Source organism: Parasphingorhabdus sp., from assembly GCF_041748495.1.
Taxonomy (GTDB): domain Bacteria; phylum Pseudomonadota; class Alphaproteobacteria; order Sphingomonadales; family Sphingomonadaceae; genus Parasphingorhabdus.
In genome coordinates this window covers 1-21,032 of record NZ_JBGTDD010000091.1, presented here as the reverse complement: position 1 = coordinate 21,032, position 21,032 = coordinate 1, and the positions used below count along the sequence as shown (strand labels likewise).

At 58.3% G+C, this 21,032-nt stretch carries 22 protein-coding genes and 1 pseudogene; 10 read left to right on the top strand and 13 right to left on the bottom strand.

What is annotated here, in order from left to right:
• The 3 genes and pseudogenes from ACEW8J_RS07365 to mdh form a co-directional block, all read right to left on the bottom strand.
• Positions 1 to 429 (bottom strand): annotated as a pseudogene (locus tag ACEW8J_RS07365) (succinate--CoA ligase subunit alpha); the annotation flags it as partial.
• A complete protein-coding gene (locus tag ACEW8J_RS07360) occupies positions 430 to 786 on the bottom strand; it encodes a hypothetical protein (protein WP_373490995.1) in 357 nt (118 codons plus the stop codon). It lies immediately after the preceding pseudogene.
• Positions 783 to 1,745, bottom strand: a complete 963-nt coding sequence (gene mdh, locus ACEW8J_RS07355; protein WP_373490994.1) for a malate dehydrogenase — start codon at positions 1,743 to 1,745, stop codon at positions 783 to 785. The genes ACEW8J_RS07360 and mdh overlap by 4 nt, the downstream gene beginning before the upstream one ends.
• Before the next feature lie 311 nt (positions 1,746 to 2,056).
• On the opposite strand from mdh, the gene ACEW8J_RS07350 reads away from it, so the two are divergent.
• Positions 2,057 to 3,151 (top strand): hypothetical protein, encoded by a 1,095-nt coding sequence (locus tag ACEW8J_RS07350; protein WP_373490993.1) that lies wholly within the window; start codon positions 2,057 to 2,059, stop codon positions 3,149 to 3,151.
• Positions 3,148 to 4,188 (top strand): phosphotransferase family protein, encoded by a 1,041-nt coding sequence (locus ACEW8J_RS07345; protein ID WP_373490992.1) that lies wholly within the window; start codon positions 3,148 to 3,150, stop codon positions 4,186 to 4,188. Before ACEW8J_RS07350 ends, ACEW8J_RS07345 begins: the two co-directional genes overlap by 4 nt.
• A gap of 30 nt (positions 4,189 to 4,218) precedes the next feature.
• Here ACEW8J_RS07345 and zapE read toward each other — a convergent pair whose 3' ends face one another.
• The 7 genes from zapE to ACEW8J_RS07310 all read right to left on the bottom strand — a co-directional run bounded on the left by zapE (position 4,219) and on the right by ACEW8J_RS07310 (position 10,813).
• A complete protein-coding gene (gene zapE / locus ACEW8J_RS07340) occupies positions 4,219 to 5,343 on the bottom strand; it encodes a cell division protein ZapE (protein ID WP_373490991.1) in 1,125 nt (374 codons plus the stop codon).
• Positions 5,340 to 5,834 carry a PaaI family thioesterase gene (locus ACEW8J_RS07335; protein WP_373490990.1) on the bottom strand — a complete coding sequence of 165 codons (495 nt, stop codon included), beginning with the start codon at positions 5,832 to 5,834 and terminating at the stop codon, positions 5,340 to 5,342. Before ACEW8J_RS07335 ends, zapE begins: the two co-directional genes overlap by 4 nt.
• Before the next feature lie 16 nt (positions 5,835 to 5,850).
• Positions 5,851 to 6,633 carry a succinate dehydrogenase iron-sulfur subunit gene (locus tag ACEW8J_RS07330; RefSeq protein WP_373490989.1) on the bottom strand — a complete coding sequence of 261 codons (783 nt, stop codon included), beginning with the start codon at positions 6,631 to 6,633 and terminating at the stop codon, positions 5,851 to 5,853.
• Between the two features lie 104 nt (positions 6,634 to 6,737).
• Positions 6,738 to 7,622 carry an alpha/beta hydrolase gene (locus tag ACEW8J_RS07325; protein WP_373490988.1) on the bottom strand — a complete coding sequence of 295 codons (885 nt, stop codon included), beginning with the start codon at positions 7,620 to 7,622 and terminating at the stop codon, positions 6,738 to 6,740.
• 22 nt (positions 7,623 to 7,644) lie between these two features.
• Positions 7,645 to 8,880: a threonine synthase gene (locus ACEW8J_RS07320; protein WP_373490987.1), complete on the bottom strand. Its 1,236-nt coding sequence runs from the start codon at positions 8,878 to 8,880 to the stop codon at positions 7,645 to 7,647.
• Positions 8,881 to 8,939: 59 nt separating this feature from the next.
• Positions 8,940 to 9,953 carry a phosphoribosylglycinamide synthetase gene (locus ACEW8J_RS07315; RefSeq protein ID WP_373490986.1) on the bottom strand — a complete coding sequence of 338 codons (1,014 nt, stop codon included), beginning with the start codon at positions 9,951 to 9,953 and terminating at the stop codon, positions 8,940 to 8,942.
• A gap of 56 nt (positions 9,954 to 10,009) precedes the next feature.
• Complete coding sequence (locus ACEW8J_RS07310; protein WP_373490985.1) at positions 10,010 to 10,813, bottom strand: NTP transferase domain-containing protein; 804 nt, start codon at positions 10,811 to 10,813, stop codon at positions 10,010 to 10,012.
• Between the two features lie 123 nt (positions 10,814 to 10,936).
• On the opposite strand from ACEW8J_RS07310, the gene ACEW8J_RS07305 reads away from it, so the two are divergent.
• A complete protein-coding gene (locus tag ACEW8J_RS07305) occupies positions 10,937 to 12,286 on the top strand; it encodes a lipopolysaccharide biosynthesis protein (RefSeq protein ID WP_373490984.1) in 1,350 nt (449 codons plus the stop codon).
• A gap of 63 nt (positions 12,287 to 12,349) precedes the next feature.
• Here ACEW8J_RS07305 and rpsI read toward each other — a convergent pair whose 3' ends face one another.
• The 3 genes from rpsI to ACEW8J_RS07290 form a co-directional block, all read right to left on the bottom strand.
• Positions 12,350 to 12,889: a 30S ribosomal protein S9 gene (gene rpsI, locus ACEW8J_RS07300; protein ID WP_373490983.1), complete on the bottom strand. Its 540-nt coding sequence runs from the start codon at positions 12,887 to 12,889 to the stop codon at positions 12,350 to 12,352.
• Positions 12,889 to 13,368: a 50S ribosomal protein L13 gene (gene rplM, locus ACEW8J_RS07295; RefSeq protein WP_323798877.1), complete on the bottom strand. Its 480-nt coding sequence runs from the start codon at positions 13,366 to 13,368 to the stop codon at positions 12,889 to 12,891. The genes rpsI and rplM overlap by 1 nt, the downstream gene beginning before the upstream one ends.
• Before the next feature lie 155 nt (positions 13,369 to 13,523).
• Positions 13,524 to 14,576: a COX15/CtaA family protein gene (locus ACEW8J_RS07290; RefSeq protein WP_373490982.1), complete on the bottom strand. Its 1,053-nt coding sequence runs from the start codon at positions 14,574 to 14,576 to the stop codon at positions 13,524 to 13,526.
• Between the two features lie 140 nt (positions 14,577 to 14,716).
• On the opposite strand from ACEW8J_RS07290, the gene ACEW8J_RS07285 reads away from it, so the two are divergent.
• The 7 genes from ACEW8J_RS07285 to ACEW8J_RS07255 form a co-directional block, all read left to right on the top strand.
• On the top strand, positions 14,717 to 15,124 hold the full coding sequence (locus ACEW8J_RS07285) for a MerC domain-containing protein (protein ID WP_373490981.1): 408 nt from the start codon (positions 14,717 to 14,719) through the stop codon (positions 15,122 to 15,124).
• A 45-nt stretch (positions 15,125 to 15,169) separates the two neighbouring features.
• Positions 15,170 to 15,628: a Fur family transcriptional regulator gene (locus tag ACEW8J_RS07280; RefSeq protein ID WP_373490980.1), complete on the top strand. Its 459-nt coding sequence runs from the start codon at positions 15,170 to 15,172 to the stop codon at positions 15,626 to 15,628.
• A gap of 97 nt (positions 15,629 to 15,725) precedes the next feature.
• Positions 15,726 to 17,654, top strand: a complete 1,929-nt coding sequence (gene dxs, locus ACEW8J_RS07275) for a 1-deoxy-D-xylulose-5-phosphate synthase (RefSeq protein ID WP_373490979.1) — start codon at positions 15,726 to 15,728, stop codon at positions 17,652 to 17,654.
• Positions 17,651 to 18,367 carry a hypothetical protein gene (locus ACEW8J_RS07270; protein WP_373490978.1) on the top strand — a complete coding sequence of 239 codons (717 nt, stop codon included), beginning with the start codon at positions 17,651 to 17,653 and terminating at the stop codon, positions 18,365 to 18,367. Before dxs ends, ACEW8J_RS07270 begins: the two co-directional genes overlap by 4 nt.
• Before the next feature lie 81 nt (positions 18,368 to 18,448).
• Positions 18,449 to 19,132 carry a pyrimidine 5'-nucleotidase gene (locus ACEW8J_RS07265; protein ID WP_373490977.1) on the top strand — a complete coding sequence of 228 codons (684 nt, stop codon included), beginning with the start codon at positions 18,449 to 18,451 and terminating at the stop codon, positions 19,130 to 19,132.
• Positions 19,129 to 19,965, top strand: a complete 837-nt coding sequence (gene dapD / locus ACEW8J_RS07260; protein WP_373490976.1) for a 2,3,4,5-tetrahydropyridine-2,6-dicarboxylate N-succinyltransferase — start codon at positions 19,129 to 19,131, stop codon at positions 19,963 to 19,965. The genes ACEW8J_RS07265 and dapD overlap by 4 nt, the downstream gene beginning before the upstream one ends.
• Positions 19,965 to 21,032, top strand: a 1,068-nt coding sequence (locus ACEW8J_RS07255; protein WP_373490975.1) for a carotenoid oxygenase family protein, incomplete at its 3' end; no start/stop codon positions are given. The genes dapD and ACEW8J_RS07255, both read left to right, overlap by 1 nt.

The following is a 21,032-nucleotide window of genomic DNA, read 5'->3' as shown; positions in this document are numbered from 1 at the left end:
GAAGATGCTGCCGGGCATGATGCCGATCTTGCATTCGCCGGGAGTCAGCACGCCGGGGCAATTGGGGCCGATCAGCCGCGACTTGCTGCCCTGCAGCGCCCGCTTGACGCGAACCATGTCGAGCACCGGAACGCCTTCGGTAATCGCGACGATCAGTTCGATCTCCGCATCGATCGCCTCGAGGATCGAATCCGCGGCAAATGGCGGCGGAACATACACGACCGAAGCCGTCGCGCCAGTGGCGTCCTTGGCTTCCGCCACGGTGTTGTAGTTCGGCAGCCCGATATGGGTCGTGCCACCCTTGCCCGGCGTAACGCCCGCAACCATCTGCGTGCCATAAGCCAAAGCCTGCTCCGTGTGGAACGTGCCGGTATTGCCGGTCATGCCCTGGGTGATGACTTTGGTGTTCTTGTCGATTAAAATGCTCATTTAAAAACTCCTATTGGCACTAACGGCGTTATTCTGGCCAAGTTTGCCGGATATGATTTTGGTGACGCGCCGGTCAACGATGTTTCCTTCGCAGATATATGCGAATTCATAGTCAGCTTCCAAAGTGGGATACTGGAATTCAAACCTTCCGTTCTCGAATCTTCTGAAGACTGACTGATCAATGTCGGCCATTTTTGGCCCGTCTTGCAGGGAATCGGGATGAACATAGGGAAACTTCTCTAATGCGACACCGAGGCAGGTGTTGACCGCCTCCTCCTCAGCTTCTGACCACGAACTTGGCCCGCTTCCGGCACAAGCGCCAGCAGCAAAAAAGAAAGGAAGCACTAATAATTTCACGCCAGTGAGCTATCCAGTGCCTTACAAGCGTCCAGCAATTCCTTCACCGCATCCACCGACACATCAAAATTGCCCTGCGCTTCTTCGCTCAGCTCGATCTCGATGATCTTCTCGACGCCGTCCTTGCCGATGATGCACGGCACGCCGACATAAAGATCGTCGACGCCATATTGGCCGGTCAGATGCGCGGCGGCTGGTAGCACACGGCGTTTGTCCTTGAGATAGCTTTCCGCCATCATGATCGCGCTGGTCGCCGGCGCGTAATAAGCCGAGCCATTGCCCAGAAGCTGGACAATCTCGCCGCCGCCGGAGCGGGTGCGCTGGACGATCGCGTCGATATTTTCCTGCGTGGTCCAGCCCATCTTGATCAGATCGGGGATCGGGATACCGGCTACGGTCGAGTAAGCCGGAACCGGAACCATCGTATCGCCGTGGCCGCCGAGCACGAAGGCGGTGACATCTTCGACCGACACGTTGAATTCCTCGGCGAGGAAATGACGGAAGCGCGCGCTGTCGAGAACGCCGGCCATGCCGACCACTTTCTGATGCGGCAATCCGGAAAATTCGCGCAACGCCCAGACCATCGCGTCGAGCGGGTTGGTGATGCAGATAACGAAGGCGTCCGGCGCGTGGCTCTTGATGCCCTCGCCAACCGCCTTCATCACCTTCAGGTTGATGCCGAGCAGATCGTCACGGCTCATGCCGGGCTTGCGCGGTACGCCTGCGGTCACGATGATCACATCGGCGCCGGCAATGTCGGCATAATCGCTGGTGCCCTTGAGCTTGGAATCGAACCCGTCGACCGGAGCGGCCTGGCTCAGATCCAGCGCCTTGCCGGCCGGCATGCCCTCGGCAATGTCGAACAGGACGATATCGCCCATTTCCTTGGAAGCGGCGAGATGGGCGAGCGTGCCGCCGATCATGCCTGCGCCGATCAGCGCAATCTTGTTACGGGCCATCTGGAAAATTCTCCTGAAATAGAGTCGAAAAAGGATATTATGGGCCGGATTAGGCCCCATTCCTGACAATTTCAACCGCAGATCGCATCATTTTGCCCGCTATCTTTGCAACTGGTTCGCAATAGCAATAATCTGCTATCACTTTCGTCATGCTCAACTTGTTTGGGGACCGCGTGACGGGAAAGCCGCCGGAGATCGGGAAACCGGTTCAGGATGACGGCAATGCCGGAACATGCTTCCATTCCTTCCAGTTTTTTGCTTTCCAAAGCCCCGCTCCGCCGCCATGGTGCCCGCAAAAAGAGGATGCCAACATGCTGACAAAAGGCGACGATTACCCGCTGCACCAGACGCCGGAACCGATGGCGCTGTCCGGCGGCAACCGCAATTTCTACGACCGCTATTTCTTCAACGGCTATGCCGCAGACGGCAGCATCTTCTTCGCCGCAGCGCTGGGCATCTACCCCCAGCTCGACATCATGGACGCCGCCTTCTGTGTCTCGATCGACGGCAAGCAGCATAATCTGCGCGCCTCCAAACGCATGGGCAGCGAGCGGCTCGACCTGACCGTCGGCCCGATCACCGTCATCATTGTCGAGCCGCTCCGGCAGCTCCGTCTGACGGTCGCCGGCAACGACAGCCCGGTCACCGCGGACATTGTTTTCACCGCCCGCCATCACCCGATCGAGGAGCCCCGCTTCATCCGCCGCGACGGCCCACGGCTGATGATGGACTATACCAGAATGACCCAGAATGGCGACTGGTCGGGCACGATCACGGTCGATGGTCAGGACATCGAAATCAGCCAATGTCGCGGCACCCGGGACCGAAGCTGGGGGATAAGGCCGGTCGGCGCCGCCGAATCGCAGCCCCCGCCCGCTGGCGCTTTCCCGCAATTCTGGTGGCTCTGGACCCCGCTCAATTTCGATGATCACGCCTGTTTCTTCCACAGCAATGACGACGGCGACGGCGTGCCTTGGAACCGGCGCGGAGTGGTCGACGCGATCCAGGGTGGCGCTGCGGAGTTCGAACCACAGGCGATCGACCTCGGCTATCACAGCGGCTCCCGCCGCATCAGAAAGGTGAAGGTCGACACCGAAGGCGGCCAGCTCAGCATCACGCCGCGCACCGGCGATAAGACGCGGACTTTCTATATGTCTGGCCTCGGCTATCTCCACCCGGACTGGGGCCATGGCATGGATCATGGCGATCTGGAGATCGGCTATGACAGCCTCTCACTCGATCCCGCACCGGCTATCGACATGACCACCATCCATATTCAGGCGCTCAGCGATGCCGTGCTGACCGTAGACGGCACCGAGCATCACGGCATCGGCGTGGTCGAACAATTGTTCATCGGCGCGCACGCCACCAGCGGTCTGACCGGGCTTATGGATCCGGCATCATGAGCGGTGCCTTGCCCCTCCGCCCGGAGGAGTTCGAAAATGCCTTTGTCGAAGGGGTTTTTGGCGCCGCCGCCGGATCGCTCCGGTCCCTCCACCACCAACCGGTTGGCACCGGCCAGGTCTGCGACAGCTATCGCTTCACCTGCGACTGGGCCGATGGCGAAGCACCCGCTACCTTCATCGCCAAATGCCCCAGCGCCGATCCGGTCAGCCGGGGTGCGGCGGCGATCTTTCATCTCTACGACATGGAGGTCGGCTGGTACCGCGACGTCGCCGCCGGATCCGGCGTATGTTGCCCCCGCTCCTATCATGCCGCCATCAGCGACGACGAGCAGTCATTCGTGCTCATGCTGGAAGATATGGCTCCCGCCAGCCAGGGCGATCAGCTGGCGGGTGCATCGCTGCTGCAGGTGGAAACCACGCTGGCGGCGGCTGCCGCGCTGCACAATGTCCGGCCGGACAAGGGGTACGAATCCCTGGACTGGCTGCACCACGCCGCGGGCAACAGTGCCTTCATGGTGGGCAGCCTGCCCAAAGGCTATTCACTTTTTCGAGAAAGATTCAGCAACTTGCTGTCATCGGACATATTGGATCTCGGGCAGGAACTGATCGACCGGATCTCCCGCTATGTCGCGCACGAACCGCTCGAACTGACCATCACCCACGGCGACATGCGGCTCGACAATATCTTGTTCCATGCCGACGGCCGGGTGGCGGCGCTGGTCGACTGGCAGACCTGTTCGCTCGGCAATCCGGCGAATGATGTCGCCTATATGATCGGCACCAGCTTTGCCGATCCCGCCGAGCGACGGCGGCAGGAAGAGCGGCTGGTCACCGAATATCTGGCTGCACGATCCTCAGCACCGGACTTTACCGCTTTCTGGCAGGAATATCGCCGCCATGCCTTTTCCGGCTTCCTCATGGCGATCAACGCCTCGCTGCACGTCGAGCAGACCGAACGCGGCGACCGGATGTTTGCAGCCATGGCCGAGCGCCCTGCCCGAATGGCGCTGGATCTGGATAGTTTGAGCTTGCTCTAACATGGCTGCTGCGATGTCTCCTGCCCGAATTCAACGCATCTTGCTATCTTCGCCATGGCCCAGCGCCAGATATGCCTCCGACTGCATCTCGATCAGCCGGGACGCGGTGCGCTCGAACTCGAAGGATCCGTCGCCTTCGGGATAGAGCATATCCGGTTCGGCTTCCGCGCTGGCCAGCAGCTTCACCTTATATTCGTACAGCGCGTCGATCAGGGTGACAAAGCGCGCCGCTTCATTGCGATTGTCCCGTGATAGTTGGGGAATGCCAACCACAATGACCGTGTGGAAGTGCCGGGCGATGGTGAGATAATCCTGCGCGCCCCGCGCCTCGGCACAAAGCCGCTTGAAGGAAAAGACCGCCACCCCTTTCAGCGACTTCGGCACGTGCAATGTCCGCCCGCCCGGCACGGCCAGTTCCTCGCTCGGGACATTGTCGGCATCGTCGGGCGAATAATCGGTCAGCCGGAAAAAGGCGTCCCGCATTGCCTGCGTTGCAGCCTCCCCGTTGGGTACATGCCACAGATCGACATCGCCGAGACGCTCGCGCCGATAATCGGTTGGCCCGTTGAGCGAAACCACTTCAAGCCTTGTTTTCAGCAGCTCGATGAACGGCAGGAAATGCTCGCGGTTGAGCCCGTCCTTGTAGAGATCGGCAGGCGGCCGGTTGGAGGTAGTGACGATCGTCACCCCCGCCTCGACCAGGGCCGTGAACAGCCGCGACATGATCATCGCATCGGCGCTGTTGTTCACCACCATTTCGTCAAAGGCCAGAAAACGCGCTTCGCTGGCCAGGGCGGCGGCAACCGGCAGGATCGGATCACCGAGCTCCTTCTTGCGCTCGTCCCGGATACGAGCGTGCACATCCAGCATGAATTCGTGGAAATGGGCCCGTTTCTTCCGCTTGATGGCGAGATTTTCGTAGAACAGGTCCATCAGCATCGACTTGCCGCGCCCGACTCCTCCCCACATATAGACACCCTTGGGAGGCTGCGGCTTCTTGCCGAATGTCCGCCACAGGAGGCTGCCGCGCGGCGGTACCGTTTCCAGCTCTTCCTGCAGCCGCGCCAGACGCTCGGCGCAGGCCTGCTGGTCAGCATCGGGCCGGAGTTCCCCCTGCGCAATCAACGCCTGATAGCGCTGATAGAATGAGCTCATTGCAGATCGGTTTTCTGATTCGGGGCCTTTTTCACGATCGCGGTGAACGAGGCCATATTATCCTGGCCGGCATCGCCCTGCACCACCAGTCCGCGCATGAACAGGAAACGCCCGGTTTCGCGGGCAATCTCGATCTGCGCCTCGAGCGGCTCGCCCAGTCGGGCGCCACCGATAAAATGGGTCTGCAATTCCATCGTGACGGCAAAACCGGACGGCCCCAGCTCGAGCACCCGCATCGCGGCAAACAGCGAACAGTCGATGAAACCCATCATCGTGCCGCCGTGGACAACATCGCCGAGATTGCGGTGTTTGCGTTCGGGGAACATGCGCACCCGGGCGATATCATCGCCCAGCCCGTCGCCACCGCGCCGGACAATCATCCGGCCAAGAAAGCTGTTGTAACAATCGGGATCGGTCAACACCCAGCTGTACCAAGCGGGATAGTCCGGGTCGGGATCGCTCATGACAAAATTACGCGCGGAGTCGGACATCACTCTTTTCCGGCGGTCAGATTTCGCGGGATGCGGTCATCTTCTTGATCTCAGCGATTGCCTTGGCCGGCGACAAGCCCTTGGGACAGGCGTTCGAACAGTTCATGATCGTGTGGCAGCGATAGAGCCGAAACGGATCCTCCAGTTCATCAAGCCGTTCGCCGGTCATCTCGTCGCGGCTGTCAGCCAGCCAGCGATAGGCCTGCAACAGGATCGCCGGACCGAGAAACTTGTCACTGTTCCACCAATAGCTCGGGCAGCTGGTCTGGCAGCAGGCGCACAAGATGCACTCGTAAAGCCCGTCCAGCTTGTTGCGGTCTTCCGGTGACTGCAGCCGTTCCTTGCCCGATGGCGTCGGCGTGACTGTTTTCAGCCAGGGCTGGATCGAGGCATATTGGGCATAAAAATGGGTAAAGTCGGGGACCAGATCCTTGATGACTTCCATATGCGGCAGCGGGGTAATCGTCACCTTGTTGCCGCAATCCTCGATCGCGGTGGTGCAGGCCAGACCGTTTTTGCCATTGATATTCATCGCACAGGATCCGCAAATGCCCTCGCGGCAGGAGCGGCGAAAGGTCAGCGTGGCGTCCTGCTCCGACTTCATCTTGATCAAGGCGTCGAGCACCATCGGACCGCAGTCATCGGTATCTATTTCGAACGTGTCGTAGCGTGGATTTTCGCCCTTGTCGGGATCATAGCGGTAGACTTTGAACGGCCGTTTTTTGCCGCTGGTCAGCGCTTGATGCAACTCACCCGTTTTGCGGATCTTGCTATTCTTCGGCAGCGTGAAAGTGGCCATGTCTATCGGATTCCCTTGTTATGCGGAAGGCATAACCAAGAAATGCCGGTATCTCAACCGTTTTGCACTGCAAAAAGCGACGGTGCCACGTTCAAATCCTGCAATCACTTGTGGCGCTCGAAAAAGGAAACCATGTCATCGAGCACAGGGGCCTTGTACCGGAACGGCTTGGCCACGGCCATGATGATCTCGAGATGATTGACACCCGGATATTCGACATATTCGGCTTCGCCGCCCGCTTCGACGATCTTGTCACGCAAAACCTTGCTGTTGCGCGGCTTGACCTGGGTGTCATCGGTGCCGCTCGAAAGCCAAAGCGGCGGCGCATCAGGCCGGACAAAATTGACTGGCTGGGTCATTTTCGGCGCGGGATAGTCACCAAAGCTCTGTTTGGTCGATTCGGAATCAAATGGATAGAAATCATAGGGGCCGGCGAGCGCAGCGACCCCGCGGATCAGATCCGGCGACTTGCCTTCCCGGCCCAGCCATTGCGAATCAAGTGCCAGCATCATCGCATTATACGCTCCGGCCGATTGGCCGGAGAGAAATATCCGGCCAGTATCGCCGCCATGCTGTCCAATATTGTCGTGCACCCAGGCCAGCGCCTTGGCGCTGTCTTCCAGAAAACCGGGAAACCGGGTTTTGGGAAATAGCCGATAGTCTGGCAACACGACCATATAGCCACGATTGGCCAGCGCGCGGCCGGTGAACGCATAATGATCCTTGGCCCCGTCACGCCACCCGCCGCCGTAGATGAACACGATGACGGGAAGCGGTTTGGCGCCAGCGCTCAGCGGAGCCCAGATATTCAGGCCCAGCCCCAGTTCCGCGTCATAAATCTGGTCCTGCACCATCAGCTGGGCATTGCTGTCACCCGGGATGACATTATTGACCATATCCAGTTGCTTGGGGCCGGGCTGCGAGAAGAACCACCAAGCGCATCCGCCGAGGCCGACTAGCAAGACTGCAATCAGGAGAAGCCATTTCATCGACCGAGCCTTAGCCAGCCGCTCAGGCGGTGGCAATGGCGCTCCAGTCGATCGGCTGATGGCGATCAATCGCGGCGTCAGCTGCGGGCATCGGATATTTGAGCCCGTTGCCACAGTTGAACAGCACCGCCCGGTCGGTCCTGCTGATCAGACCGTCCTCCAGCGCCTGCAAATAGGCAGCGGCGGTCGCCGCGCCTTCCGGGCAGAGCAACAGTCCGTCTTCCTGGCCAATCCGTTGTTGCGCCGCGATAATCGCCTCATCCTCGACCGCGATCGCAAAGCCGCCGGAATCGCGCACGGCCTGCAAAATCAGAAAATCGCCAATGGCCACCGGCACACGGATACCTGCCGCGACCGTATGGGCATTTTCCCACAAGGGCGCATGATCGAGTCCCTTTTCCCAGGCATCCACAATCGGTGCACAACCGGTGGCCTGCACTGCGACCATCCGCGGGCGCTCGGATCCGATGAAACCGATCGCCTCCAGTTCGTCAAACGCCTTCCACATGCCGATGAGACCGGTGCCACCGCCCGTGGGATAGAAAATCACATCCGGCATTTCCCATCCCAGTTGCTCGGCCAGTTCCAAGCCCATCGTTTTCTTGCCTTCGATCCGGTAGGGCTCTTTCAGCGTCGAGAGATTGAACCAGCCCATTTCGGCCTCGCCATCGGCAACGATCTTGCCACAGTCGTTGATCAGGCCATTCACGCGCCAGACCTTGCCGCCTTGCAGGGCTATTTCCCGCACATTCACTTCCGGTGTATCATCCGGACAGAAAACAAAGGCTTCCATTCCTGCGCGCCGGGCATAAGCGGCCATGGCGGCACCGGCATTGCCGTTGGTCGGCATTGCCAACCGGGTCAACCCCAGTTCCTTTGCCATCGACACCGCCATGACCAGCCCGCGCGCCTTGAACGACCCCGTCGGCAATCGGCCCTCGTCCTTGACGATGACATGGGAGCCCAGGGAATTGTCGAGCGGGATCAGTGGTGTCATATCCTCGCCGAGCGAGACAATATTGGCAGGGTGGACAACCGGCAAAAGCTCCCGATACCGCCATAGGTCGGTGGGTCGGGCGGCCAGCTTTTCCTTGCTCAGCGTTTCGGCCACCGCAGCCAGATCGTAGCGCACCAAAATCGGTGCGCCCGCAGGCGACAGATTCTGTATCGTAGCAGCAGGCAAATGGCCGCCCGTCTTGGAACATTCCAGATGGGTAACGAAATTGGCAATCTCGGCGGTGCGGTTATCCTGATTCATGCCAACCTGCTAGCAGCCAAGGCTCGGCAATCCACCACAATATTTCATTTTCCTGATCTTCAGGCAATCAGTCCGTTGCGCTTCAATCCTTCGGCAAGGATGGTTTCCAGCAATTGCGCATGGCTGAAGCCTACCGCCGCGGCCGATTTGGCAACCACCTTTTCGGACCAAAGATTGCAGTTCAGATTAATCTCGATAAAATTGATCTCACCGGTCGCCTTGTCCAGTCGGAATTCTATCCGGCCATAGTCAAAGGGTTCGAATTCGCGGGCAATTTTCTCTGCCATTGCCTGGATCTTGGGAGCAAATTCCGGATCGTCAAAGCGTTTCAGCGTTGCTTTCTCGGTATTGGGTACCAGATCGCGCTTCTCATAATAGGTCCAGAGCTTCTGTGTATCTTCCCGCTCGTAGATCAGCATCGGCAAGGCTTTTGGACCATCGGAACTGATAAAAGCCGCCTGCACATCATAGCCGTCGAGATAGGGCTCGACTATGGCGTCATGTCCCTGGGCATGGATCCCGGCAATAGCATTGGCGACGCCGGGCCAGTCAAAAGCATCGGAAATTGCCCAGCTCGCCGAACTGGCATTGGGCTTGATGACCCATCGCTCGGCTTTCGGGCAGTCGGACTCGTTTACTGGCGCGCCCTTGCGAAAACAAAACCATGGCGCGGTCGGTACACCGGCATGGGTGGCGACCAGCTTCGATACCGACTTGTCGTCTCCCAATCCGCGAATGAACGGCATGGCCCCGACATAGGCGATCCGGTGCATGTTGCACAAAAGGGGAATCAACATTTCGCTGTTCACAAAGCCGCCACGATTGAGCAGCGGAAAAACAAAATCCACCTCAGGGTTTTTGAACAGAACATCATATCTATCGGCAACTGTCAGATTGATGCCAAGGCTTTCGAGACTGGTTCTTACTTCATGATGATAGATGGCATGATTACCGTCTTCGGGATGCATGCCGCCGCCCCACAGCGCATGCTTCGCCAAAAACAGGAATTTCAGTCGCTCCTTTGCCTCATCGGGTATGACGAGCGGCCGGATATCGGGGGAGATCGAATTCACGCAATTTCTCCTAGTTGCACGCGGGCCCTATAGTCCCAAGAACCTCTCTTAAACAATCAGATTTTCAGTTCGTGAACCCGGTTTTCCAAAATGGCTTCAACGATCCGGTAGGTGCGCTCATTGTCCACATCTATCGCTTGTGTACCGTCGCTTAGCGGTACCCGGCGCATATCAATGCCAAAGCGTTTTGACATTCTCTGGAACGCATTGTCGATGCTGATCCAGCCAAAGCGCATCATCAGGATATTGAACAGGCCAAAGGCATTCACGAGACGCCGGGGGTGGTTCATGAACTGGCCACCTTCCCTGAATATTTCCACGGCTTCAAGCGCATGCTGGTCCGCGATGCCGTAAAGATTGCAATTGGCGTATCCGTGATCGCGAAACTCATAGAAGAACCGCTGGGCAACCGGATGCACTCTGCGGATGTCATCCTTGTTCGCGAGCGCGGCCACCGCACCCGCACCGGAGGCCATGGCCTTTACAACGCGGTCGATACTGTCATGCTTGATCAGCACATTATCCGCCGTCGTAATGACAAAAGGCGGGTGGCCGTTGTCGCAGCCGCTCAGGACACTGCCCGCGATATTGCTGTCTGATGAAATGATGTGGATCGGTACTCCTTCGCGCGCAAAAGCCTCGGCAACCGGCCGGACTGCGGCTTCGCCATCGGGCTCGATCAGCACATGTACTGCTCGACAGCCGGGATGCGATGTCACCGATTCCAGCGTCCGGGCGATCAGCATCTTGCCGGCAATCGGAATCAGGCATTTGTGGCTCACGCCATGGGCCTGGCCGAGTGGATTGACTATACCTGTGCGCTGGGCAGCAAGCAAAATGACATCAAATTTTCCACTCATCCAATGATTATGGCGGGTCGATCGGATTATTCAAGTGGAGCCGAGTAATAGAGAGGTAGAAAAAGCTGGGTTATGCGATAAAGAGGCTCAATCGTCGGCCCCCTGTTGGAAAAGTTGAAATCTGTGTCGCGAAATATGCTCTCGAAATGGTCCAGCAGCGAGGATTCCCTGATCCGCGTATTTCGCAACAGCAGCTGGCTGTTTTCTGCCAAGGGCGTGGGCGCGGTCCTGAGCATATTCTATCTCGCGATATTGACCCGGTCCTTGGGTGTCGCTGGCTTCGGTGAATTCATGGTCATAGTCGGTGCGATTCAGGTCATGGCGGCAATCCTGAAACTCCAGACTTGGCAGGCCGTGGTGCAATTTGGCGTGCCCTATCTTCTGGCCGGCCAGCATCGAGCATTCCGAAAATTATCGGTGCAAAATTTCTGGATCGAATTGATTGGTGGACTAGTGGCCTGCGCTGCCTTGTGGCTGATGCTGCCTTATGGCGCAGCGCAATTTGGCTGGAATGCTCCGGTGCAGCAAGCGATCATGGGCTATGGCGTGATCGTTTTCCTGTCGGTCCGCTCCACACCAACCGGCATATTGCGGGCCCAGGATCGTTTTGGTGGCAATGCCGTTGGCGATGCGATCATTCCGATCGTGCGCTTCGCTGGTGCATTGATTCTGGTTGTTACCCTGCCATCGATGACGGGGTTTCTGATTGTCTGGGGACTTTCCGAATTTATCAGCTTTCTGGTGATGTGGCTGATGGTGTGGCGGCGCCATGACTCAGTCCATCCACCTGGCAATGAGGCAGCTATTGCGGTCACGCCGCCCAGCCGAAAGCAGTTTCTGGCCTTTCTCCTATACACTAATCTCGCCTATCTGATCAGCGTCATCCGCGAACGATTGGTGGTTGTGATCGTCGGTTTTTTCGTCGGTCCAGCTGCCGCCGGTCTGTTCCGACTGGCTGACCAGATTGCCAATAGCCTAAACCGGCTGGCAGAAGTTTTTGCCCGGCCGCTATTTGCCGAACTCTCGCGCTTGTTCGCCATCGGTCGATCGCGTGAATCCCGGATCTTGTTCTGGCGTTCGCTGCGCGTATCCGCGGTCAGCGGAGCCGTCATCTTTATCGGCCTGTTGCTGCTGGGTGAGAATATCATCGCCCTCATTTCCGGCCCGGAATATCTCGCGGCCTATCCGATCCTGCTGCTGCTGGGTGCTGCGACGATCATCAGCCTGGCCGGGCTCGGGCTCGAACCTCTTCTCCAGGCGGCCGGGCAGGCCCGCAATGCACTTGTCGCCCGGGTTGCGGGGCTGGTCACACTGGGAGCGCTTTTGGCCGTCTTTTTGCCAGCCTACGGAACAATCGGCGCGGCATGGGTGATGTTAATTTCCGCAATATTGACAACCATCATCCTGTTCATATCGAGCCGCGCCGCGATCAGAAAACCGCAAAGGCCTTTGTCACATTCACGCAGGTCCTAAAGCTTTCTGCTATAAAAAAGGCGGCCCGCAGGCCGCCTTTTTCGATATTCGATGTGGCCTCGCTTAACGCTTGGAGAACTGGAAGCTCTTGCGTGCTTTCGCCTTGCCATATTTCTTCCGCTCGACCTTGCGGCTGTCGCGGGTCAGGAAGCCTGCTGCCTTGACCGCGGCACGCAATGTCGGCTCATATTTGGTCAGCGCCTGCGAAATGCCGTGCTTGACTGCGCCGGCCTGTCCCGACAGTCCGCCACCCTTGACCGTGACATCCACGTCATACTGGCCTTCGCGTTCGGTAATCGCAAAAACCTGATTGAGCACCAGACGCAGGGTCGGGCGAGCAAAATAGGTTTCCTGATCGCGGCCATTGACCGTGATCTTGCCATTGCCAGGCTTCAGCCAGACACGGGCGACGGCGTCTTTCCGGCGGCCGGTCGCATAAGCCCGGCCAAATTTATCCAGTTCCTGCTCGCGCAAGGGCATGGTGGATACAGCTGGTTCAGCGGCAGCAGGAGCCGCTTCATCACCAGCGGCTGCTGGCGCGTCGACCACAGCCGGGCCAGCGATATCTTTCAGATCAGCGAGATCGGTTTTTACGTCAGACATTATGCGCCCACCTTGTTCTTACGGTTCATCGAAGCGACGTCGAGCGCCACCGGGTTCTGGCCAGCATAAGGATGCTCGGTACCAGCGAAAACATGCAGCGCCCGCATCTGCGCAAAGCCCAGCGGACCCTTGGGGATCATTCGCTCGACGGCTTTTTCCATCACCCGCTCGGGGAAGCGGCCTTCGAGCACCTTCTCGGCGGTTGTGCCGCTGATGCCACCGGGATGGCCGGAGTGCTTGTAATAGGTTTTCTGCTTGGTCTTGTTGCCGGTGAACTTTACCTTTTCGGCATTGATCACGATGACATGATCGCCGCAATCGACGTGCGGGGTGTAGCTAGGCTTGTGCTTGCCACGCAGGATATTGGCGATGATCGAGGCTGCCCGGCCGACGACCAGATCTTCGGCATCAACGATATGCCATTTCTTTTCGACTTCAGCTGGCTTGGCCGACTGGGTCTGTTTGGTGATACCCTTCATGGGGTGGCTCCTTCTTGGAGAATGGAATTCAAAAATAACAAATGCCGAACGATCCTGATTCGCAGGTGTCCGGCAAACTGGGGCGCTATTGGCGCTGTTTCAGCGGCAAGTCAAGCAAAAGTGGGGCTTTCAAAACGGGTAATATGATACCGTGATTAGCTTCTGGCTCGACCCAGCAAGTGAACGCCCCATGCGGTCGAGGCAACAACCAGCGCGCCGACAGCCTGATGAAGAACCGCCAGATTGATGTCGATCCCGGTCATGACCGTAGCAATGCCCAGCAATATCTGAATTCCGAACGCGATATGGATTGCGACCGAGCAGCGACGATCAATTGGCCGCACCTTGCGCGCCAGGATGACCAGAAACCCTACCGCGACCCAGGCCCACCAGCGGTGGATGAAGTGGATCAGATAAGGGTCGTTGTTGAGCGCATTCCAGACTCCTTCGGTCCAGCTGATTCCGCCGGGGATAAAATATTCGTTCATCAACGGCCATGTGTTGGAGACATATCCGGCGTTCAGGCCAGCGGTATAGGCGCCAAATAGCAACTGGATGAACAATACCGCCAACACGGCTGCGCCCACTCCACTCATCCGCGCCGGCCTGTCGATGCCGCGCGCCAGCTGGCGCAGGTCGAGCGCGGTCCAGACCAGTCCGCCGAGGATGAACAGCGCCGTCAACAGATGCACGGCCAGCCGGAAATGGCTGACATCTGTCCGTTCGCTGAGTCCGGAACTCACCATCCACCAGCCGATCGTTCCCTGCAAGCCGCCCAGCGCGAGCAGCGCAACCAGCCGCCAGCCATAGCCGGACGGGATCGCCCGCTTGACCGCAAACCACAGCAGTGGCAGCGCAAAGGCGAGGCCAATCACCCGTCCGAGCAGGCGGTGAACCCATTCCCAGAAATAGATGAACTTGAAGTCCGCCAGCGTCATCCCGGCCGGGCCGCTGATTTCCAGATATTCCGGAATCTGCTTATATTTCTCGAATTCTGCTAGCCAGTCCGCTTCGCTCAACGGCGGGAGCGCGCCGGTGACCGGCTTCCATTCGGTGATCGACAGGCCCGATTCGGTCAGCCGGGTGATGCCGCCCACGACGACCATGATGAACACCAGAAATGCAACGCTATAAAGCCAGTTCGATATCGCTATCGGGCGCAGCTTTCGCAGACCCGCCGGATGGCTCAAGATGCTTGTAACGGTCATCGACCGCTATTTGGGGTCAAATCCATGGCCTGACAACCAGAAACATGTTCAACGAGTGGAAATTCCCAGAATGATATGTTGTATCTTAACACGCTTTTTCCTATATCCCGATCACGCAACAACAAGTGAGGCAGTGAGTCGTGTTCACGACAGCAAAATTCTGGGACAAAAATGGCCTGCTGGTCAGGGACGGGCATTGGGACCGGATGGCCGTGCTGATATCGGGCCTGTGTCTCGTGCATTGCGTCTCGACCATCGCCTTTGTCGCAATCCTGTCGTCGGCTGGCGGCCTGCTGCTCGATCCGCTCGTCCATGAAATTGGTCTCGGCATAGCCATTGCACTCGGTATGTTCACCCTGGGACGCGGAGTCCTCGATCATGGCTATATCATGCCGGTGGCGATTGGCAGTCTGGGCCTGGGCATGATGATGGGAGCGATCTCGCTAGGCCATGATATCGGCCATGGCGGCCTGGAAATATTTTATACCATGCTGGGCGTCGGATTGCTCGCCCTGGCCCATGATCTGAACTACCGCGCCACCCATTGATTGCGCCCCATTGCCCTTGTGGTGAAACTTCCCTAAATTATCCCCATGGGAAAACATGATCATCTTGAGCATCACGGCGATTCTTTAGCCAATGCAGCGCGCGCCAATCTGGAAAGATCCGGCGAAAAATGGACCGATACCAGAGCGGCGATCTTCGACGCCCTCGCCGGTTTCTCTCGTCCGGCCTCGGCCTATGACATAGCAGAACTGGCTTCCACAGCGCGCGGTAAACGCGTTGCGCCGAACAGCGTTTACCGGATCCTCGACCTGTTCGTCGCGAACAATCTCGCCATGCGGGTCGAAAGCGCCAATGCCTATCTCGCCAACAGCCACCCTGGCTGCGAACATGACTGCATTTTTCTGGTCTGTGACAATTGCGGCGAAGCGACTCATATCGACGACGACGCCCTGTCGCAGCAAGTGCGTAAAGTCGCGAAAAGTCAGGGATTTGAATCCATCCGTCCGGTGATAGAGGTGCGTGGCATTTGCCAGAAATGCAATTGATCCATTCCGCTTGTCAGCTAATGTTAACGGTCAACCTGCTGAAAGTTCGACAGAGCCATGCGATGGCGCTAAAGCTGGGGTCAAACAGGGAGTGAATATGCCGGGTTCCAATACACCATTGCTGGATAACGTCTCCTTTCCAGCCGATTTGCGCAAGTTGAAACCTGCGCAACTCCGCCAGTTTGCCGACGAACTGCGCGCAGAAGTGATCGACACCGTGTCCACAACCGGAGGCCATCTCGGTGCCGGCCTCGGTGTTGTCGAACTGACAACGGCCATCCATTATGTTTTCAACACACCCGAAGACCGGCTGATCTGGGATGTCGGCCATCAATGCTATCCGCACAAGATCATTACCGGGCGCAGGGACCGGATCCGGACCCTGCGACAGGGCGGCGGCCTGTCCGGTTTCACCAAGCGGTCGGAAAGCGAATATGATCCCTTTGGCGCCGCGCATAGCTCGACCTCGATCAGCGCGGCGCTCGGTTTTGCGATCGCCAACAAGCTGAACAACAAGCCCGGTCGCGGGATTGCCGTCATCGGCGATGGCGCGATGAGCGCCGGAATGGCCTATGAAGCGATGAACAATGCCGAGGCCGCGGGAAACCGGCTGGTCGTCATTCTCAATGACAATGACATGTCGATTGCACCCCCGGTCGGCGGGCTTTCTGCCTATCTCGCCCGGATCGTATCCTCGCGCGAATTTCTTGGCGTGCGCCAGCTTGCCCGCCGGATTGCCAGCAAGCTGCCCAAGGCGCTCTATGATGCAGCGCGCAAGACCGACGAATATGCGCGCGGCATGACCATGGGCGGGACGTTGTTCGAGGAACTCGGCTTCTATTATGTCGGCCCGATCGATGGCCACAATCTCGAACATCTCATTCCCGTGCTGGAAAATGTCCGCGACGCGGCAGAAGGCCCATGCCTGATCCATGTCGTCACCGAAAAGGGCAAGGGCTATAAATTTGCCGAGGAAGCCGACGACAAATATCATGGCGTCGCCAGATTCGACGTCATCTCCGGCAAACAGGACAAGGGACCCGGCGGCGGACCACCGGCCTATCAGAATGTCTTCGGCGAAACGCTGGCCAGGCTGGCCGACAGCGATCCCCGTATCTGTGCCATCACTGCGGCCATGCCAGGCGGCACCGGCGTCGACAAATTTGCCAAGGCGCATCCCGACAAGGCCTTTGACGTCGGCATCGCCGAACAGCATGGCGTCACCTTTGCCGCCGGTCTGGCCGCACAGGGCATGCGGCCGTTCTGCGCCATCTATTCGACCTTCCTGCAACGCGCCTATGATCAGGTCGTGCATGATGTCGCGATCCAGAATCTGCCGGTCCGTTTCGCTATCGATCGAGCCGGACTGGTAGGCGCGGACGGCAGCACCCATGCCGGATCATTCGATGTCACCTATCTCGCGACCCTGCCCAATATGGTGGTGATGGCCGCGGCGGACGAGGCGGAGCTGGCGCATATGACCTATACTGCGGCGTTGCACGACAATGGCCCGATTGCCTTCCGCTATCCGCGCGGTAATGGCACCGGCGTGCCGATTCCGGAACAGCTCGAGCGGCTGGAAATCGGCAAGGGCCGGATCGTCAAGCAGGGCACCAAGGTAGCGATCCTGTCGCTTGGGGCACGACTGGAAGAAGCCAAAAAGGCGGCAGAACGGCTCGAGGCCAGAGGTCTCAGCACGACGGTTGCCGATCTGCGCTTCGCCAAACCGCTCGACGAAGAGATGATCCGCAAATTGCTGACCACGCATGAAGTGGCCGTCACCATCGAGGAAGCCGCAGTCGGCGGCCTCGGCGCGCATGTGCTGACTTACGCATCTGACAACGGCCTGACCGACGCGGGCCTGAAGATCCGCACGATGCGCCTTCCCGACAAGTTCCAAGATCAGGACAAGCCCGAACTGCAATATAAGGAAGCCGGACTGGATGCGGACGGCATTGTCGAAACCGTGCTCAAGGCGTTGCGCCACAATAGCGCCAGCGTCGAGGATGCAGGGGCTCGGGCGTGATCGCGACGTTAGTATTGTTCGTCGCTGTACAAACTTTGGACCACCAAAAAATCAACGTATTGAACCCGGGCCTGTATCAGCAAAAAATGAATGCCTGCAAAGCACAGGTTGGAGAAAATCGCGCGGAAGCGGATATCGCTGAGTCAATTATTGCGTGTCTGGAAAAAGACCCGGAGCTTATGGCAGCGCAAAAAGCCTGTAGTAAGAAACATAAGAATGACGATGCAGCAGTCGCAAAATGTCTGGGCATAGTCGACGCCACCAATATGCCGCTTGAAGAACTGAAGTCGGACATCTCAAACCGTCACCCTGTAGACTATTATATGCTGGCCGCCCGGCTATTTCAGGCTGAGCAAAAAGATGCTGCGGTGTTTTGGTTCTATGCTGGCCAACTGCGATGGCGTGCAAGGTTGAGTTGTTTTGGTAGTGATCCGGGCGGCGAAAGCGCACTCTTTGGCGCGATGAACCAACAAGTGGGCCTGTCAATCAACGAATATGTCGGCGGATATCCGAGCAAATGGGTGGAGACGATTCACCGGGTCGTTGAGTGGGACAAAAGCGACGCGTCCGAATTTCAAGATAGACAAGAATGTCAATCGCATATTCATAAACAGCGGGAAGGACTTCTGGGTCTCGCAAAGTCTATCGAGCGCGATCGCGAAAAAATAGCCCTGCAAAGAACGGATAACGATCTACCCAATTTTGAGCAGTAACGCCAAGGGGCAATGGCCGTTCTGTAGCTCAATCATGTTGCTGCTTGCGATTGCCGGAAACGGTCTTTAGGCGATTGCACCATGCCACCGGAACTTTCCCATATCGATCACTGGATATTCGATCTCGATAACGTGCTCTATCCGGCCGAGTGCGATCTGTTCGCACTGATCGATATGAAAATGGGAGAATATATCGCCCGCGCTCTGGACTGCGATCTGGTCGAAGCGCGAACGATCCAGAAGCGCTTTTTCCATGATCATGGCACCACGCTCGCAGGGCTGATGCAGCACCATGGCACCGACCCCGCCGATTTCCTCGATTTTGTCCATGATATCGACATGGACCGGCTGACCGCTGCGCCGCAGGTTCGGGCAGCGATCGAAGCGCTGCCGGGCGAGAAGCTGGTCTTCACCAACGCCGACCGGCCCTATGCCGAGCGGGTGCTCGAAAAACGCGGGCTGGGCGGCCTGTTTCACCAGATGCACGATATTCTGGATGCGGACCTCGTTCCCAAGCCGCAAACAGCCGCCTATCACAGCATGATTGCCGCGACCGGTATCGACCCAACCCGCGCGCTCTTTGTCGAGGACATGGCGCGCAATTTGCAACCAGCCAAAATTTTGGGCATGACCACCGTCTGGATCAATACTGGTGCAGAATGGGCTGGCCGGGAACATGATCCCGGCTATATTGATCACGAAATCACCGATCTGGAAAGCTGGGTCACCGGCCTCCACAGCGCCAAGGAAGAACAACCGACATGACCGCAGCATTGCAGACCATAATCGACACCGCCTGGGACAAGCGCGAATCCCTGAGCCTCACGACACAGGGGCCAGAACGCGATGCGGTCAATCAGGCGCTGGCGATGCTCGACAACGGCACCGCGCGGGTCGCGGAGAAAAAGGATGGTGAGTGGGTCGTCAACCAGTGGCTCAAGAAAGCCGTGCTGCTTTCCTTCCGTATCAACGACAACCATCTGATCGAAGGGCCTGGCGGTGCCAATCACTGGGACAAGGTGCCCAGCAAATTTGCCGGCTGGGGCGAAAACCGCTTCCGCGAAGCCGGATTCCGCTCTGTTCCAGGATCGATCGTCCGGCAGGGCGCGTTCATCGGCCGCGGCGTTGTGCTGATGCCGAGTTTTGTCAACATCGGCGCTTTCGTCGATGAAGGCACGATGGTCGACGGCTGGGCGACGGTCGGCAGCTGTGCGCAAATCGGCAAGAATGTCCATATCTCGGGCGGTGCCGGCATCGGCGGCGTGCTCGAGCCGTTGCAGGCTGGCCCGGTGATCATCGAGGACGGCGCGTTTATCGGTGCCCGCGCCGAAGTCGCCGAAGGCGTCCGTGTTGGCGAAGGCGCGGTGCTTTCCATGGGTGTCTATCTCGGTGCCTCTACGAAGATTGTCGACCGCGTCACCGGCAAGATCTGGATCGGCGAAGTGCCGCCTTATTCCGTCGTCGTACCCGGCACCATGCCGCCGAAAGTCAATATCGACGGGATGCCCGGGCCCAGCCTCTATTGCGCCGTGATCGTCAAGACCGTCGACGCCCAGACCCGGTCGAAGACCGGTATCAACGAATTGCTCCGCGACTGATGGCAACCCGGGTGGATCAGGTGAAGGCAACGCTGGAGCCGAATAACCATCCCTATCGCAATGGCGCATGGACGCCGGTTTTCGAAGAACTGGACACCGACGAGCTTGAGGTGATCGGCGAAATCCCCGCCGACATCGATGGCCTATATGTCCGCAACACCGAAAATCCGGTGCACGGCAGCCTTGGTCGCTATCATCCCTTTGACGGCGACGGGATGATCCACACGATCCGTCTGCAAAATGGCAAGGCCACCTATCGCAACCGCTTTGTCCGCACCGAAGGTTTTGAAGCCGAGCAACAGGATGGCGGGCCACTGTGGGCCGGACTGATGGGCAATCCGCATGATTCGCTGAGACCGGGGATGACCGCGCACGGCAGCGTCAAGGACAGCAGCTCGACCAATGTCGTGGTGCACGCCGGCGCGATCCTGTCGACCTTCTATCTGTGCGGCGAAGGCTATCGGCTCGATCCGGAGAATTTGGCGACGCTCGGGCCCGCCGACTGGGTTCCGCCGCACGGCATATCCGCTCATTGCAAGGTCGACGAGGCGACCGGAGAATTGCTCTTCTTCAACTATGCGATCGAAAAACCCTTTTTCCAATATGGTGTTGTCGGTCCCGACAATCAGCTCAAGCATCTGGTCCCGATCGACCTGCCCGGCCCGCGCTTGCCGCATGATATGGCCTTCACCGAGAATTTCGCGATTTTCAACGATTGTCCGCTGTTCTGGAAAGAGGAACTGTTCGAGCGCAAGCTCAGGATTCCGGGCTGGCACCCCGATATGCCGACCCGTTTCGGCATCCTGCCGCGCCTGGGAGAGCCAGAAGATATCCAGTGGTTCGAAGCCGCGCCGACCTATGTTCTCCACTGGGCCAATGCTTATGAGCAAGGCGACGAAATCATCCTCGACGGTTATTTCCAGAACGACCCGGTGCCGCCGCCGCTGACCGACTTTCCATCCGGCTATGAGAGCATGGGCGCCAGCCTCGACCTGCACAGCTTCAAGCCCGAACTGCACCGCTGGCGCTTCAACCGGAAAACCGGAGAAACCCGCGAAGAGACGCTT